The 15,146-nt window shown below is 65.8% G+C and carries 12 protein-coding genes; 9 read left to right on the forward strand and 3 right to left on the reverse strand.

The window, feature by feature from the left end; genetic code table 11:
• The first annotated feature begins 259 nt into the window (after nt 1–259).
• Complete coding sequence (locus WH303_RS17330; RefSeq protein WP_339520008.1) at nt 260–2,176, forward strand: ATP-binding cassette domain-containing protein; 1,917 nt, start codon at nt 260–262, stop codon at nt 2,174–2,176.
• A gap of 33 nt (nt 2,177–2,209) precedes the next feature.
• On the opposite strand, the gene WH303_RS17335 is transcribed toward WH303_RS17330, so the two are convergent.
• Nucleotides 2,210–3,676, reverse strand: coding sequence for an aminotransferase-like domain-containing protein (locus tag WH303_RS17335; protein WP_339520009.1), 1,467 nt, complete (start codon nt 3,674–3,676; stop codon nt 2,210–2,212).
• Between the two features lie 236 nt (nt 3,677–3,912).
• On the opposite strand from WH303_RS17335, the gene WH303_RS17340 reads away from it, so the two are divergent.
• The 7 genes from WH303_RS17340 (at nt 3,913) to WH303_RS17370 (ending at nt 10,337) form a co-directional block, all read left to right on the forward strand.
• Complete coding sequence (locus WH303_RS17340) at nt 3,913–4,509, forward strand: LysE family translocator (RefSeq protein ID WP_021029023.1); 597 nt, start codon at nt 3,913–3,915, stop codon at nt 4,507–4,509.
• A gap of 259 nt (nt 4,510–4,768) precedes the next feature.
• A complete protein-coding gene (locus WH303_RS17345) occupies nt 4,769–5,956 on the forward strand; it encodes an aminotransferase-like domain-containing protein (RefSeq protein ID WP_339520011.1) in 1,188 nt (395 codons plus the stop codon).
• A gap of 108 nt (nt 5,957–6,064) precedes the next feature.
• The gene (locus tag WH303_RS17350) at nt 6,065–6,706 is read left to right on the forward strand and encodes a glutathione S-transferase (protein ID WP_339520013.1); all 642 of its coding nucleotides are present in this window, start codon (nt 6,065–6,067) and stop codon (nt 6,704–6,706) included.
• A 77-nt stretch (nt 6,707–6,783) separates the two neighbouring features.
• Complete coding sequence (locus WH303_RS17355; RefSeq protein WP_021029020.1) at nt 6,784–7,686, forward strand: PhzF family phenazine biosynthesis protein; 903 nt, start codon at nt 6,784–6,786, stop codon at nt 7,684–7,686.
• Nucleotides 7,687–7,708: 22 nt separating this feature from the next.
• Complete coding sequence (locus tag WH303_RS17360; RefSeq protein WP_339520015.1) at nt 7,709–8,647, forward strand: PhzF family phenazine biosynthesis protein; 939 nt, start codon at nt 7,709–7,711, stop codon at nt 8,645–8,647.
• On the forward strand, nt 8,644–9,336 hold the full coding sequence (locus WH303_RS17365; protein ID WP_339520016.1) for a VOC family protein: 693 nt from the start codon (nt 8,644–8,646) through the stop codon (nt 9,334–9,336). The genes WH303_RS17360 and WH303_RS17365 overlap by 4 nt, the downstream gene beginning before the upstream one ends.
• A 32-nt stretch (nt 9,337–9,368) precedes the next feature.
• On the forward strand, nt 9,369–10,337 hold the full coding sequence (locus WH303_RS17370) for a threonine dehydratase (protein WP_339520017.1): 969 nt from the start codon (nt 9,369–9,371) through the stop codon (nt 10,335–10,337).
• Nucleotides 10,338–10,355: 18 nt separating this feature from the next.
• Here the strand turns inward: WH303_RS17370 and WH303_RS17375 are convergent, their stop codons facing one another.
• Together WH303_RS17375 and WH303_RS17380 are read right to left on the reverse strand one after the other, a co-directional pair.
• On the reverse strand, nt 10,356–11,201 hold the full coding sequence (locus tag WH303_RS17375; protein WP_339520018.1) for a creatininase family protein: 846 nt from the start codon (nt 11,199–11,201) through the stop codon (nt 10,356–10,358).
• Nucleotides 11,202–11,269: 68 nt separating this feature from the next.
• Nucleotides 11,270–13,258 (reverse strand): sigma-54-dependent Fis family transcriptional regulator, encoded by a 1,989-nt coding sequence (locus WH303_RS17380; protein WP_339520020.1) that lies wholly within the window; start codon nt 13,256–13,258, stop codon nt 11,270–11,272.
• A 296-nt stretch (nt 13,259–13,554) separates the two neighbouring features.
• Here WH303_RS17380 and exaC point away from each other — a divergent pair, with 296 nt between their 5' ends.
• Nucleotides 13,555–15,075, forward strand: coding sequence for an acetaldehyde dehydrogenase ExaC (exaC, locus tag WH303_RS17385; protein ID WP_116926383.1), 1,521 nt, complete (start codon nt 13,555–13,557; stop codon nt 15,073–15,075).
• Nucleotides 15,076–15,146: the final 71 nt, after the last annotated feature.

Here is a 15,146-nt window from a genome sequence, read left to right on the forward strand (position 1 = left end):
GCACCTCAAAAAAACAAACCTTGCGAACCGCCCTCTTTCGAGTCTGGCAGCTTTGCAAGGCATCGTGCTGTCGATAGGCGCTATTGTATAGGCGTTTTCCCGAGGCGTCACGCAGTTGGCGAAAATTTCTGATTGGACAGCATCTGCATGACCTACCGATGACGATGCAAGACCATGGCAGCAGCAGACCCAGCGCCTGCCAGCGCCGATCCCCCTGCAACCGGGCCGCTGTTGGCGCGCACCCGATAATGGCGCCAACATGGCATTGATTACCTTATTAGACGCGCAACTGGCCTTTGGCCACGTTGCCTTACTGGACCACGCAGACTTCGCCCTGGAGTCCCAGGAGCGGGTTGGCCTCATTGGCCGCAATGGCGCAGGCAAGTCCTCGCTGCTGAAGATTCTGGCAGGCATGGAGAAGGCCGATGACGGCAATCTGCAATTGCAGAACGGCTTGCGCATCGCCTATGTGGCCCAGGAACCCAACCTGAACCCGGAACACACGGTGTTTGAAGCAGCCTCCCATGGGATGGCTGCTGTATCCGCTGTGCGTGACCGCTATTTTGCGGCCGAAGATGGCGAAGACCTGGATGCACTGCAGTCCCAAATCGAGGCCTTTGATGCCTGGAACTGGGAGCAGCGCGTGGAAGAAACCCTGCAGCGCCTGCACCTGGACCCACAAGCGGTCGTCGGCAATCTGTCCGGCGGTGTGAAAAAGCGCGTGGCCCTGGCCCAGGCGCTGGTGCTGCGCCCCGATGTGCTGTTTCTCGATGAACCAACCAACCACCTGGATCTGGACTCCATCGCTTGGCTGGAAGACCTGCTCAAGGAGTTCAAGGGCAGCATCATTACTATTACCCACGATCGCTCCTTTCTAGATGCGGTCGCGACCCGCATTGTCGAGCTGGACCGTGGCCAGCTGCGCAGCTACCCCGGCAACTTTGCGCAGTACGTCGTGCAAAAGCAGGAGCAGTTGGCGCAAGAGTCGGTGATCAATGCCAAGGCCGATAAACTGCTGGCCCAGGAAGAGATCTGGATCCGCAAGGGCGTCGAAGCCCGCCGCACGCGCAGCCAGAGTCGGATCGAGCGGCTCAAGGTAATGCGCAACGAGCATGCCGCACGCCGCACCGCCCAGGGCAGTGTGAAGATGGACATTGCCTCGGGCACGGGCAGTGCCTACCAGGGCAAGATCGTTGCCGAGCTGACCGATGTCAGCAAGCGTTTTGGCGACCGAACCATTGTGCGCAACTTCAGCACCACGGTGCTGCGCGGCGACAAGATCGGTCTGCTCGGCCCCAATGGCGCCGGCAAGACCACCTTGCTGAAGATGATTCTGGGCGAGCTGGCCGCAGACAGCGGCACGATCCGCCAGGGTGCCAACCTGCAAGTGGCCTATTTTGACCAGATGCGCGACGCCATCAATCTGGATGCGACCCTGGAGGACTTCATCAGCCCGGGCAGCGAATGGATCGAGATCGGCAACCAGCGCAAGCATGTGAAAAGCTACCTGAGCGATTTCCTGTTCTCGCCCGCACGCGCGCACTCGCCAGTGCGTTCCCTGTCGGGTGGTGAGCGCAACCGCTTGCTGCTGGCCCGCTTGTTTGCCCGCCCCGCCAATGTACTGGTGCTCGATGAACCCACCAACGACCTGGACATCGACACCCTGGACCTGCTGGAAGACCTGCTGCAGCAGTACGACGGCACCGTCTTCCTCGTCAGCCATGACCGGACCTTTTTGGACAATGTCGTCACCAGCATCATCGCCGCCGAAGGCGATGGCCATTGGCGCGAGTACGAAGGCTCGGTGCAGGACTGGCTGATCCAGTCGCGCCGCTCGCGTGAGATTGCCGAGCAGCGCGATGCTGTGCAAGCCAGCAAGCAGGCCAAAGAGACCAAGGCCGCTGCAGCCGCCCCCGCGCCAGCGCCCGCTGCGGCAGCCGCACCCAGCGCACAGCCCAAGCGCAAGTTGAGCTACAAGGACCAGCGCGACCTGGATACCTTGCCGGCCCGCATTGCCGAGCTGGAAGCCGAGCAAAAGGACATCCAGGCCAAGCTGGCCGATGGCAGCCTCTACACCAAGGACTACGGCCAGGCGATGCAGTTGCAGCAGCGCGATGCGGCCCTCGAAGAGCAGCTGCTCGAAGCCTTGATGCGCTGGGAAGAGCTGGCCAGCTGATCCGGCGCCGCGCTGCGCTGCTCCCTCAGCGGCTCAGCGCGGCATGGTTTCGGCCTGCGCAAACTCGGCACGCACCCGCTGGTAGACACGCCAAAAGCTCGGGTCCTGCGTGCAGGCATAGTTGATGCGCATCAGGGTGGACGGCTGGCGGCTCGCATGAAAGAGGCTGCCCGGCGCAATCAGGTAGTTTTCATCGAGCATGCGCTGGGCCAGCACCTCGGTATCCATGCCGGTATCCACCCAGCCGAACATGCCTGCGGGCTCGGTAACAAAGCGGCAACCAGACTCCAGCGCCAGCGGCACGCTGTGCTTACGCGCCTGCACCAGGTGGCTGCGCATGCGCTCGATATGGCGGCGCAGCTGGCCGTTTTCCATGCACAGCGCCATCGCGCGCTCCATCAGCGCCGGGCTGGTCAAGGTCGACAGCAGCTTGGTGTCCAGCATGCGGTCCACCAGATCGGGCGGCGCCACCATATAGCCCACGCGCCAGTTGGGCGCCAATATCTTGGCAAAGCCGCTCACATAGATGCTGCGCTTCAAGCCATCGAGCACGCTGAGCCGCGTCGCATGCTCCGGTGCGATATGGCTGTAGGTGTCATCCTCAACGATATAGAAATTGAAGGCCTGCGCCAGCTGCAGCACCTGGTGGGCGGCTGCCGGATGCAGGCTGTAGCTGGTGGGGTTGTGCAGCACGCTGACGCTGACATAGAGCTTGGGCGCATGGGTTTCGCAGTAATGGCGCATGACGGCCAGATCCGGGCCATCGGGCCCGCGCGGCACCGGCAGCACCTGCATGCCCAGCGCCGCCAGCCGGGCAAACTCCACCGACCAACCGGGCTCCTCCACCATCACCGCATCGCCCGCCTTCAGCAAGGTGCGGCTGACAATATCCAGCCCCTGGGTGGCGCCCATCGTGGTCATCACCTGCTCCACCCCCACCGGCAAGCCCAGCTCCTTGAGCCGATCGGCCAGCAGCGCGCGCAGCAGCTCATCGCCCATCGGCGCGCCGTAGCTCCAGTGCATGGCATGCAGCGCGTCCGATCCCACCACCTTGCGCAGCGCCGATTGCAAAAACTGGTTCTGCAGCCATTCGGGCGGGAACATGCCCGCCCCCGGCTGCGGGTGCGTGGCCTTGTGCATCATGCCCCGGATCAGCGAGGTCGCATTGATGCGGGCAGAGGCCGCCGGCAGCGACAGCGATACCGCATCCTTCAAGGTCTTGTCCTTGGCCGCAGGCGCAGCGGGCGGCGCGGTGACCACGGCCTTGGCCACATAGTCACGCACATAAAAGCCGCGCTGGCGGCGCGCCTCCACCAAGCCCTGGGCCTGCAGCAAGTCATAGGCCGCCACCACGGTGTAGGGGCTCACGCTTTGCTGGGCAGCGCAGGCCCGCACCGATGGCAGGCGCGCGCCGGCCGGTAACAGGCGCGAGCGGATGCGTTCGGCAAAGCGCGCCGCCAGTTGCTCGGTCAGGGTATGGGTGGTATCGCGGGTCAGCATGGCAAAAGACTGAGATGTACTGGTTTTGGCACCAATACAGTTCATGGTATTGATTTTCTGTCTGTACTGTAACTGTATTGCTATCAACGCTACATTATTTTTTGGCCAGCCTGGCCCAGAGGACCAGACTGTCCCCGCCGCAACCGGCCTGCGCTCTCGCTCTGCCGGAATGCTGCAGCGGCAGGGCATGATGGGATCCCCCAAGGGCCGTAGATACGATCACCATGACAACGACCATGACCGCCGTAGAGTTCAGCGCATTTCTGGTACTGGCCACGGCCATGAGCTTTACCCCCGGGCCCAACACCACGATGGCCGCAGCCATGGGCGCCAACTGGGGGCTCAAACCCGCGATGCGCTTTGTCTGGGGCGTGCCCCTTGGCTGGGGCGCCCTGCTGCTGCTTTGCGCCAGCGGCGTGGGCGCGCTGGTGATGGCAGCGCCCGCCCTCAAAGGTGCTATCAAGGCGGTCGGCATTGTGTACCTGGTCTGGCTGGCCTACAAGCTCAGCCGCAGCGGCCGGTTGGCTGAGGCCCAAAACGGCCATCTGCTCGGTTTTTGGCAGGCCGTGGGCTTGCAGTTCGTCAACGTCAAGGCCTGGCTGTTGGCGCTGGCCATTGTCGCGGGTTGGATTGTCGGCTTTCAGGATGCGCTGATGCGCCTGGCCATTGTGCTGCCGGTGATGCTGTTTTACGCCTTTGCCAGCAACTTTCTCTATGCCTCGGTCGGTGCGCTGCTGCGCAGCTGGCTGGCCCAGGGCCAGCGTCTGCTCTGGTTCAACCGGGCCATGGCGCTGATCCTGGTGCTGACGGCGGCATGGATGGTCAAGGCCTGAGCCTGCAGGTAACAAAGTCTGTGCCGATGCCCGCAAGCCCTCTACCCATCAGACAATCAAAGCCCCTCTGGCAGGCCCGAGATAAGGCCTGCCCCGCAAAGAATCATGCAGGCCAAAAGCCTGCCGGCAGAGGCCGCCCGCCGTGTGCCATCCCAGACGCCCGGCCCCTGCCAATACCCCAACCTACGGTGGCGCTGCGCTGCATCCACCCCGGCCAGGGCGCTGTCGCCCCGGCCACCTGCAATGAGATGAGGAAATGATGACGAACTGGACCCTGGCCAAACGCGCCGCCAGCATGAACCCCTCGGTGATCCGCGAGATCCTGAAAGTGACTGAGAAGCCCGGCATCATCAGCCTGGCCGGTGGCTTGCCATCGCCCAAGACCTTCCCGATCGCGGCCTTCAAGGAAGCGGCGGACAAGGTGCTGCTGCAAGACGGCGCGTCCGCGCTGCAATACGCCGCCAGCGAAGGCTATGCGCCGTTGCGCGAGTTTGTGGCCCAACAGCTGCCCTGGGACGTCAGCCCCGACCAGGTGCTGATCACCACCGGCTCCCAGCAGGGCCTGGATTTGATGGGCAAGATCCTGCTCGACGAGGGCAGCCGCCTGCTGGTGGAGACCCCCACCTATCTGGGCGCGCTGCAGGCCTTTTCCCCCCAGCAACCCCAGGTGGTGGGCGTGGACAGCGATGACCAGGGCGTGATCCCCGACGATCTGGTGCGCAAGGCCGGAGAAGGCGCGTACAAGGCGCGCATGGTCTACCTGCTGCCCAACTTCCAGAACCCGACCGGCCGCAGCATGGACGACGCCCGCCGCCAGGCCGTGGTGGACCGCCTGGCCACATTAGGCATTCCGTTTCTGGAAGACAACCCCTACGGCGACCTCTGGTACGACCAGGCGCCCCCTGCCCCGCTGACCGCCCGCAACCCCGAGGGCGGCGTGTACCTGGGCTCCTTCTCCAAGGTGCTGGCACCCGGCCTGCGCCTGGGCTATGTGGTGGCGCCCAAGGCCGTCTACACCAAGCTGCTGCAGGCCAAGCAGGCGGCCGATCTGCACACGCCCACCTTCAACCAGCGCATGGTGGCCGAGGTGGTGCAAAGCGGCTTTCTGGACCAGCATGTGCCCACCATCCGCGCGCTCTACAAAAAGCAGCGCGATGCGATGCTGGCCGCGCTGGCTGAGCATTTCGCGGACCTGGATGTGCAGTGGACCACGCCGACGGGCGGCATGTTCCTCTGGCTGCGCATGCCCGAAGGCATTGACACCGTCGCCATGCTGCCCGCCGCCGTCGAGCGCAATGTGGCCTATGTGCCCGGCAGCGCCTTCTATGCCAGCCAGCCCGACAAGCGCACGATGCGCCTGTCCTATGTGACGGCCTCGGAAGAGCAGATCCATATCGCCATCCGGGCGCTGGCCGATACCGTGCGTGCCACGCTGGCAGCCCGATAAGCCAGCTGGCCTGATCGCCAGAGCGCCAGTCCGCATGGCAGGCACTCTGGCCACACCACCACGCAGCCCGCCTGTGCGCGGGCCGCAAGCCAATCCCAAGGAAGAGACATGCTGAAAATCTGGGGCCGCATCAGCTCGATCAATGTGCGCAAGGCCGTCTGGGCCGCGCAGGAAGTGGGCGTTGCCTTTGAGCGCATAGACACCGGCGGCAAGTTCGGCGGCACGCAGACGCCGGAATACCTGGCCCGCAACCCCAATGCCATGGTACCGGCCATCGAAGACGGCGAAGGCGCCATGCGGCTAACCCTGTTCGAGTCCAATGTGATCGTGCGCTACCTCTGCGCCCGCTACTCGCCCGGCGTGCTCTACCCGGCAGCGCTGGCCCAGCGCTTTGACGCCGAGCGCTGGATGGACTGGCAGCAAACGACGATGAACCCCGCCGGGCGCGATGCCTTTATCCAGCTGATCCGCACCGCCCCCGCGCAGCGCGATGCGCAAAAGATTGCCGCCTCCATCGCCGCAATGGAGCCCTTGCTGCAACTGCTGGACCGCCATCTGGCCAGCCACCCCTACTTGCAAGGCGCTCAGTTCGGCATGGCCGATATCCCCATCGCCTGCGAGGTGCACCGCTGGTGGAACCTGCCTGCCGCCGCCTACCAGCGGCCCCACTACCCGCATGTGGAGCGCTGGTTTGCCGCGATGCTGGCCCGCCCGGCCAGCCGGGGCGTGCTGGATATCACGATCGAATAAGCGCCGCCCAACCCGCTCCCCGCAGCGCGCTACAACGGCGCGCCCTGCTCTTTTTTGCCCAGCAAGAACCGACCACCATGCAGCCACGCCGCTTTGCCCAGCTCGATGTATTTGCCGACCATGCCCTGCAGGGCAATGCGCTGGCCGTGGTGCTCGATGGCGAGGGCCTCAGCGATGCGGCGATGCTGGACTTTGCACGCTGGACCAACCTGTCCGAAACCACCTTTGTGCTGCCGCCCACGGCGGAGGGGGCCGCCGGTGGCGCCGATTACCGCTTGCGCATCTTCACCCCGGCAGGCGAGCTGGCCTTTGCCGGCCACCCGACCCTGGGCAGTTGCCAGGCCTGGCTCAACGCCGGCGGCAGGCCGCGCCAGGCGCAGCGGGTGGTGCAGGAATGCGCCAAGGGCCTGGTCAGCCTCCAGCGCTCGCCCTCTGCGAGCAGCATCGACCGGGAAGGCCTGGAAGGCTTGGCTTTTGCCGCGCCACCGCTGCAGCGCAGCGATGTGCCTGCCGGTGTGCAGGCGCAGGTGCTGGCCGCATTGGCCTTGCAGGCCGATGATCTGGTCGCCGCGCAGTGGCTGGACAATGGATCGCGCTGGATGGGTGTGCTGCTGCGCGATACGGCGGTGCTGCCACGCGCCCAGCCCAACGCGGCCGCGCTGCGGGCGCTGGGCGTCAAGGCCGGCCTCTGCGCCATCCACACACCCAGCAGCGGCGCGATGGCGGCAGAACCTGTGCTGGAAGTGCGTGGCATCACCTTGACCGCCCACGGCATTGCCGAAGACCCGGCCACCGGCAGCCTCAATGCCAGCCTGGCCCAGTGGCTCAGCGCAGCCGGCCATATCGCTCTGCCCTACTGCGTGCAGCAAGGGGCGGCCATCGGCCGCGCGGGCCGCATGCGCCTGACGGCCGATGCGCAGGGCCAGATCTGGGTGCAGGGCCAGGTACACAGCGTGGTCACCGGCCAAGTCGTTCTCTGAATACCGAAGAAAGGAAACTCTTATGCGTACACGTGCCTTTATGCAGGTCGATGTGTTTTCCGAAACCGCCTACCGAGGCAACCCGCTGGCCGTGGTGCTCGATGGCGAGGGCCTGAGCGACGAGGCCATGCAGGCCTTTGCCCGCTGGACCAATCTGTCCGAAACCACCTTTTTGCTGCCGCCCACAACCCAGGGCCGCGCCCAGGGTGCGGACTACCGGGTGCGCATCTTCACCCCCGGCGGCGAGCTGCCTTTTGCCGGCCACCCCACCTTGGGCAGCTGCCATGCCTGGCTGGCAGCCGGCGGCCAGCCGCAGCAGGCCGGCCGCGTGGTACAGGAATGCGCCAAGGGCCTGGTGCCCTTGCAGCAAGACGCGCGCAATGGCCGGCTGGCCTTTGCCGCACCCTCGCTCAGCCGCAGCGCCATCAGCGCTGCCGAGCTGGCCCCGGTGCTGCAGGCCATCGGGCTGCAGGCAGACCAGGTGCTGGCCAGCCAAAAACTCAACAACGGCCCCGTTTTCTGGGCCCTGCTGCTGGATGACCCCGACACCGTGCTTGCGATCCAGCCCGACCTGACGGCGCTGCATGGCCTGGGCATGGAATTGGCCGTGGCCGCGCTGTACCCGCAAGCGGGCAAGGCGCTGATCGGCCGCGCCAGCCGCGAGGCGCGAGCCTTTGACGGCGCCACAGGCCAGGCCAGCCGCCCACCGGAGGCCGATATCGAGGTGCGCGTCTGGTTCAACACCGGCACCAGCCTCAGCGAAGACCCGATCACCGGCAGCCTCAATGCCAGCCTGGCCCAGTGGCTGCTGGCCGAGGACCATCTGCAGGCCCCCTATGTCGCCAGCCAGGGCATCAACCTGGACCGCAGCGGCATCGTCAACATCGCGCAGGATGCGGCGGGCCAGGTCTGGGTGGGCGGGCATGTGTCCGCCGGTATCCGCGGCGAGGTGCTGCTGTGAGCCAGGCCGGACTGGACCACCTCGTCGTCATGGCGGCCAGCCTGGACGAAGGCCTGGCTTGGTGCGAGGCGAGTTTGGGCGTGACGCCCGATGCGGGCGGCCAGCATGCCTTCATGGGCACCCACAACCGCCTGCTGCGCATCAGCAGCCCGGCCTTTGCCGCCAGCTACCTGGAGATCATCGCGATCGACCCGCAAGGCCAGCCGCCTAGCAGCCACCGCCGCTGGTTTGACATGGACGATGCCGCGCTGCAGGCCGAAGTGCGCAGCCAGGGCCCGCAGCTGACCCACTGGGTCGCGCGCGTCAACGGCATCGGCCAGGCCACCGAGGACTTGCGCGCGCTCGGCCATGCCGCTGGCACGCCCCAGGCCGCCAGCCGGCAAACACCCCGGGGCCTGCTGGCCTGGCAGATTGGGCTGCGCCCCGATGGCCAGCGCCTGCTCCAAGGCCTGCTGCCCACCTTGATTGAATGGGGGGAGCAGCACCCGGAAGCCAGCATGGCGGACAAGGGCGTTGCACTGCAGCAGCTTCAACTGCTGCACCCCGATGCCCCAGCCCTGCACACCGCGCTGCAGGCCCTGGGCCTGGGCAGCCACCCCGCCTTGCAGGTGGAACATGCCGCCACGCCGGCGCTGGTCGCGCATTTGCACACGCCCAAGAGGCCGGTGCAGCTGCGCAGCCCTCTCTGACCCGCCCTTCAACGCACCCCTCTTTTTGACCTATGCAAGCCATTTCCCTGCCCAGCCTCACCGAGATCGAGGCCGCCTCCCGCATCGTTTACCGTGAGTTCCAGGCCACGCCGCAGTACCGCTGGCAGCTGCTGGGCGAACGCCTGGGGGCCGAGTGCTGGCTCAAACACGAGAACCACACGCCCGTCGGCGCCTTCAAGATCCGGGGCGGTCTGTCTTACTTTGCGCAGATGGCAGCGCGCGGCACCCTGCCCGCGCAGGTGATCAGCGCCACGCGTGGCAACCATGGCCAGAGCATTGCCTGGGCCGCGCGCAGCCATGGCGTGCGCTGCACCATCGTCGTGCCCCATGGCAACTCGGTCGAGAAGAACATGGCGATGCGCTCGCTGGGTGCGGAGTTGATCGAGCACGGAGACGACTTCCAGTCCGCCCGCGAGCATGCGATGGCGCTGGCCGAGCACAGCGGCGCCCACATGGTGCCCAGCTACCACCCGGACCTGGTCAGTGGCGTCAGCACCTACTGGTGGGAGTTTTTACGCGCCGTGCCGCATTTGCAGACCGTCTATGTGCCCATTGGCCTGGGTTCGGGCGCCTGCGCTGCGGTGGCCGCCAAGCTGGCCCTGCAGCACCCGGTGCGCATTGTCGGCGTGATCAGCACCGGCGCCACCACCTACCGCGACTCCATCGCCGCCGGTGAAGTGGTCGAGGCGGTGGTCAGCACCGAGATTGCCGATGGCATGGCCGTGCGCCGCGCCGACCCGATGGCCCTGCCCGTGCTGCACCAGCACCTGGACCACCTGGTGGCCGTCAGCGACGACGAGGTGCGCGACGCCATGCGCTGTTTGTTCACCGACACCCACAATGTGGCCGAAGGCGCCGGTGCCGCTGCACTGGCCGCCGCGCTGCAGGAGCGCGAACTGATCGCCGGCCAGACCATTGGCCTGGCACTGACCGGCGGCAATGTGGATGCGGCCGTGTTCAGCCAGGTGCTGGGCAGCTGATTCTGCGCCGGCAAGGCATCAGCGGGGTACTACCGTCCACGCCAGCTGGTGGATCTCCTGCAGCAGCAAGGCCAGTTGCTGGGCCGCTGCCTCGACCACCGCCCGGCCTTTGTCTGCCGTGGCGCCCGCGGCATTGCCAACGGCGCCGCAGGGGTTGTAGTCCTCCATCGCCCAGCCCATCTTGGCGCTCTTGCCATTGCCCACAATCGCAAAGCGCCGCGCCCGGTCCTGCGACGTGGAATGGAAGCAACCCGCCTGCGCCATATCCACCTGCGCGGGTGCAAGGTGCAGCATCATCGAGGTTTCCACCTCGCCGCCATGGATGCCAAAGCGGTGCTCCTCGGCGCTGAACAGGCCTGTGACCTCGGCGGGCAACGGCAGGCCGCCCCAGCTGCTGCTGTAGACCAGCATGCCATGGGCGATGCGCAGCTCGCGGGCGACGATATCCATCACCGCGACCTGCCCGCCATGGGTGTTGAACATCAGCAGCTTGCGGATGCCCGCACGCGCCACCGCCTGGCCCAGCGCCGTCCACAGGTCGATGATGAGCTTGGGCGGCAGGCTCAGGGTGCCGGGAAAGTTCAGGTGCTCGGTGCTCAGGCCAATGTTCTGCGCCGGCAGCACCAGCACCGGCACATCAGCCGGCAGCAGCGGCATGGCGGCCGCCACAATGCCTTGCAGCAAAGTGGCATCGACGGAGACTGGCAAATGCGGGCCATGCTGTTCCACCGCGCCCACCGGCAGCACTGCCACCGTGCTGGCCGCCAGGCCGCTGGTCTGCGCCTGGGCAAATTCGCGCGTGCTGATATCCGCCCACCAGCGCGAGGACCAGGTGGCGACAGCAGGGTTTTCAGAGGCGGGCATGGGCATTCCAACAAAGGGCGGCACACCATGTGCCGGCGCAGCAGCTATCTTAGGCCATGCAGCTCAACCTAAGCCGCCTTGAGCCGGCGGTACAAGGTCTGCCGGCTGATGCCCAGCAGCTTGGCCGCCTGCGACACATTGCCCCGGCACTGCTGCAGCATCTGCGCAATCGCAGTGTGGGAGAGGGTTTTGAGATCGGTGGCCGGCAGGCTGGGCGGCTGCGCTTGCGCGGCCAAAGCGGCCACCGCCATCGGCGCGCCTTCGCGGTAGCGCAGCAGCTCCTGCGCCAGGTCATCGGAGAGCTGCGACCAGCCAATGGTGTCCTCGCCGGGCAGCAGCAGCGCCGATGCGGTCTGCAGCGCATTGGCGTACTCGCGCAGATTGCCGGGCCAGGGGTAGTGCGCCATCGCAAAGGCCAGATCGGGGTGCAAGCGCACCGACTGGCCGGGGTTGAACTGCTCCAGCAAACGGCGGGTGATGGCCTCGCGGTCGCTGCGCTCGCGCAGCGCGGGCAGCTGCAAGGCCAGGCCATTGATGCGGTAGAACAGATCGGCCCGAAAGCGCCCTTGCGCCACCGCCTCGCGCAGCTGGTGGTGGGTGGCGCAGACCAGCGCAAAATCGAGCTGCTGGGCCTTGCCGCCGCCCAACGGCGTGATGCTGCGCTCCTGCAGCACGCGCAGCAGACGGGTTTGCAGCGCCAGCGGCATATCGCCGATTTCATCGAGAAACAGCGTGCCGCCCTGGGCCTCGCGCAAGCGGCCCAGCTGGCCATCGCGCCGGGCGCCGGTAAAGGCACCTGATTCATAGCCAAACAGCTCGGCCTCGATCAAATGCTCTGGAATCGCCGCACAGTTGATGGCGACAAAAGGCGCAGCATGGCGCGCGCTGCTGTCGTGCAGCGCGCGGGCAAACAGCTCCTTGCCCACGCCCGATTCGCCCTGCACCAGCAAGGCAATGCCCTTGCCCCAGGTGCGCCGGCCGCGCTCTGCGGCTGCGCGCCAGCCTGGGTCGCCAGTGTCCAGCTGGGCCAGCGCATCCGGCGCTGACGGCTGGGGCACAGCCGCGAGCGGCATCCGGCCCCTGCGTTCGCCTGGCAGCGCGGGCGGTGCAGCGGCCACCGGCGTGGCCTGCGCCGCCTGGGGCAACACTAGGCGCGCAAACACGCTGCGGCCGGTGTGCAGGGCCGCCAGATGCAGGCGCTCGGTCTGGGTGGGGCCCCGGGCCAGCCAGTCGCGCAGCGGCATCGCGCTGATATCGTCCCAGTGCAGATGGCCCCAGTCAGCGGCAGCAATCTTGAGGCTTTGCATGGCGGTGCGGTTGCCGCCCAGCAGCAAGCCATCGGGCGCCAACGCCAGAATGCCTTCGCCGGCAGTGCCCACCCCTTCGGCCTGGGTGTGGAAATGCATGCGCCAATCGCGCTGGTGGCGTGCCAGTAGCCAGCGGTTTTCGATCATGCGGGCAGCGGTGGTGGCCAGCCCCAAGGTATGGGCCTGGGCCAGGCGCTGGTCGCCGGAGATATCGAGCACGCCCAGCAGCTGGCCCTGGGCGCTGAAGATGGGCGAGGCTGCGCAGTTCAAAAAGCTGTTGGCCTCCAGAAAGTGCTCCGCGCCTTCGACGCGCAGCGGCGTGGCTTCCACCAGCGCCGTGCCAATCGCATTGGTGCCGCGCGCCTCTTCGGTCCAGATCGCGCCACTGCGCAGCGCCACGCGCTCGGCCTTGTTCAGGAAAGGGGCGTCACCCAAGGTGTGCAGCAAGGTGCTTTGGGCGTTGGCCAGGATGACCATGCTGTGGCTGTCCTGGATCTGCTCGAACACATAGTCCATCACCGGCCGGGCAATGGCGAGCAGGTCTTCGCTGCGCGTGAGCACCTGGCGCATTTCGGAGCCGGTGAGCGGGTCACCGCCAGACACCCGGCCGACCGGCTGCACCCCCGCGCGCAGGCTGCGCTGCCAGGAGCTGGCAATGCGCGCCTGCACGGCCCCGGGCGGGCATTCACCATGTGCCAACAAATGCACCCGTGCCTGGCGCAGCACCTGGGAGGTGATCTGGGGATCCATGTTGTCTCCTTGCAAGCCTGTCTGCGCAGGCCCATGGGGACAGTATAGGAAAGCGGCCGCGCCGGGTCGCCCCGAATAGCCATGACGCTGTCCGACTGTTCCAGATTGGAACACCTGCCTTGTCCAGCGCTGTTCCATCCGCTGTCCGGGCTTCACAGCAAGCTCAAACAAATCAACCACTTGGCACGTAATCAGGCCTGGCATGCATCTTGATATATCTGGTGTGACTCGTGCCCTCAGCGGCATTGCAGCCGGCACGAATCAGCTTGCGATATCCATTTCCAAGGAGACACACCATGCAATACGTATTTCCCGGCCAATCGGGCGCCAAGATCAGCTACAAAAAGCAGTACAACAACTTCATTGGCGGCCAGTGGAAGGCGCCCGTCAAAGGCCAGTACTTTGATGTGATCTCGCCGATCAACGGCCAGGTCTACACACAGGCCGCACGCTCGACCGCCGAAGATGTGGAGCTGGCACTGGATGCCGCCCATGCCGCAGCCGACGCCTGGGGCAAGAAATCAGCCACCGAGCGCTCCAATGTGCTGCTGCAGATTGCCGAGCGCATCGACGCGAATACCGAACTGCTGGCCTACGCCGAGACCGTGGACAACGGCAAGGCGATCCGCGAGACGCTCAATGCCGACATTCCGCTGTCGGCCGACCACTTCCGCTACTTTGCCGGCGCGCTGCGGGCGCAGGAAGGCGGCATCAGCGAGATCGACAACACGACGGTGGCCTACCACTACCACGAGCCGCTGGGCGTCGTGGGCCAGATCATTCCCTGGAACTTCCCGATTCTCATGGCTGCCTGGAAGCTGGCCCCCGCCATTGCTGCGGGCAACTGCGTGGTGCTCAAGCCTGCAGAATCCACCCCCATCAGCCTGCTGATCCTCATCGAGCTGATCGAAGACCTGCTGCCTGCCGGCGTGCTCAATGTGGTCAACGGCTATGGCCGTGAGGCCGGCATGCCGCTGGCCAACAGCAAGCGCATCGCCAAGATTGCCTTTACCGGCTCGACCAGCACCGGCCGCGTCATCGCCCAGGCCGCTGCCAACAACCTGATCCCCGCAACGCTGGAGCTGGGCGGCAAGTCGCCCAATGTGTTCTTTGCTGATGTGATGGATCAGGACGACGCCTTCCTCGACAAGGCGATCGAAGGCCTGGTGCTGTTCGCCTTCAACCAGGGCGAGGTCTGCACCTGCCCCAGCCGCGCGCTGATCCATGAGTCCATCTATGACCGCTTTATGGAAAAGGTGCTCAAGCGCATTGCCGCCATCAAGCACGGCAACCCGCTGGACACCGACAGCATGATGGGTGCGCAGGCCAGCAAGGAGCAGCTGATCAAGATCAGCAGCTACCTGGACCTGGGCCGCCAGGAAGGCGCCGAGGTACTGATTGGTGGTGCGGAAGCCAAGCTCGGCGGCGACCTGGACGGCGGCTACTATGTGCAGCCCACGGTGTTCAAGGGCCACAACAAGATGCGCATCTTCCAGGAAGAGATCTTTGGCCCGGTGCTGGCTGTCACCACCTTCAAGACCGAAGAAGAAGCGCTGGAGCTGGCCAACGATACGCTGTACGGCCTGGGCGCAGGTGTGTGGACGCGCAACGGCAACCTGGCCTACCGCATGGGCCGCGCGATCAAGGCGGGCCGCGTCTGGACCAACTGCTACCACCACTACCCCGCCCACGCTGCCTTTGGCGGCTACAAAGAGTCCGGCATCGGCCGTGAGAACCACAAGATGATGCTCAACCACTACCAGCAGACCAAGAATCTGTTGGTGTCCTACTCCGAAAACAAGCTGGGCTTCTTCTAATAGAACGGTGTGCTGGGCGGTGTGCCCGGCCCAGGGCGCCATGGCGCTTTGGACTGGGGCCACGCACACCG

Origin of the sequence: Comamonas sp. MYb69 (assembly GCF_037479315.1) — a bacterium.
Classification (GTDB): domain Bacteria; phylum Pseudomonadota; class Gammaproteobacteria; order Burkholderiales; family Burkholderiaceae_C; genus Comamonas.

Bases quoted from the DNA above. Each gene is read 5' to 3' on its own strand.
- WH303_RS17330 (WP_339520008.1), top strand. From the start codon at position 260: ATGGCATTGATTACCTTATTAGACGCGCAACTGGCCTTTGGCCACGTT.
- WH303_RS17335 (WP_339520009.1), bottom strand. From the start codon at position 3,676: ATGCTGACCCGCGATACCACCCATACCCTGACCGAGCAACTGGCGGCG.
- WH303_RS17340 (WP_021029023.1), top strand. From the start codon at position 3,913: ATGACCGCCGTAGAGTTCAGCGCATTTCTGGTACTGGCCACGGCCATG.
- WH303_RS17345 (WP_339520011.1), top strand. From the start codon at position 4,769: ATGACGAACTGGACCCTGGCCAAACGCGCCGCCAGCATGAACCCCTCG.
- WH303_RS17350 (WP_339520013.1), top strand. From the start codon at position 6,065: ATGCTGAAAATCTGGGGCCGCATCAGCTCGATCAATGTGCGCAAGGCC.
- WH303_RS17355 (WP_021029020.1), top strand. From the start codon at position 6,784: ATGCAGCCACGCCGCTTTGCCCAGCTCGATGTATTTGCCGACCATGCC.
- WH303_RS17360 (WP_339520015.1), top strand. From the start codon at position 7,709: ATGCGTACACGTGCCTTTATGCAGGTCGATGTGTTTTCCGAAACCGCC.
- WH303_RS17370 (WP_339520017.1), top strand. From the start codon at position 9,369: ATGCAAGCCATTTCCCTGCCCAGCCTCACCGAGATCGAGGCCGCCTCC.
- WH303_RS17375 (WP_339520018.1), bottom strand. From the start codon at position 11,201: ATGCCCGCCTCTGAAAACCCTGCTGTCGCCACCTGGTCCTCGCGCTGG.
- WH303_RS17380 (WP_339520020.1), bottom strand. From the start codon at position 13,258: ATGGATCCCCAGATCACCTCCCAGGTGCTGCGCCAGGCACGGGTGCAT.
- exaC (WP_116926383.1), top strand. From the start codon at position 13,555: ATGCAATACGTATTTCCCGGCCAATCGGGCGCCAAGATCAGCTACAAA.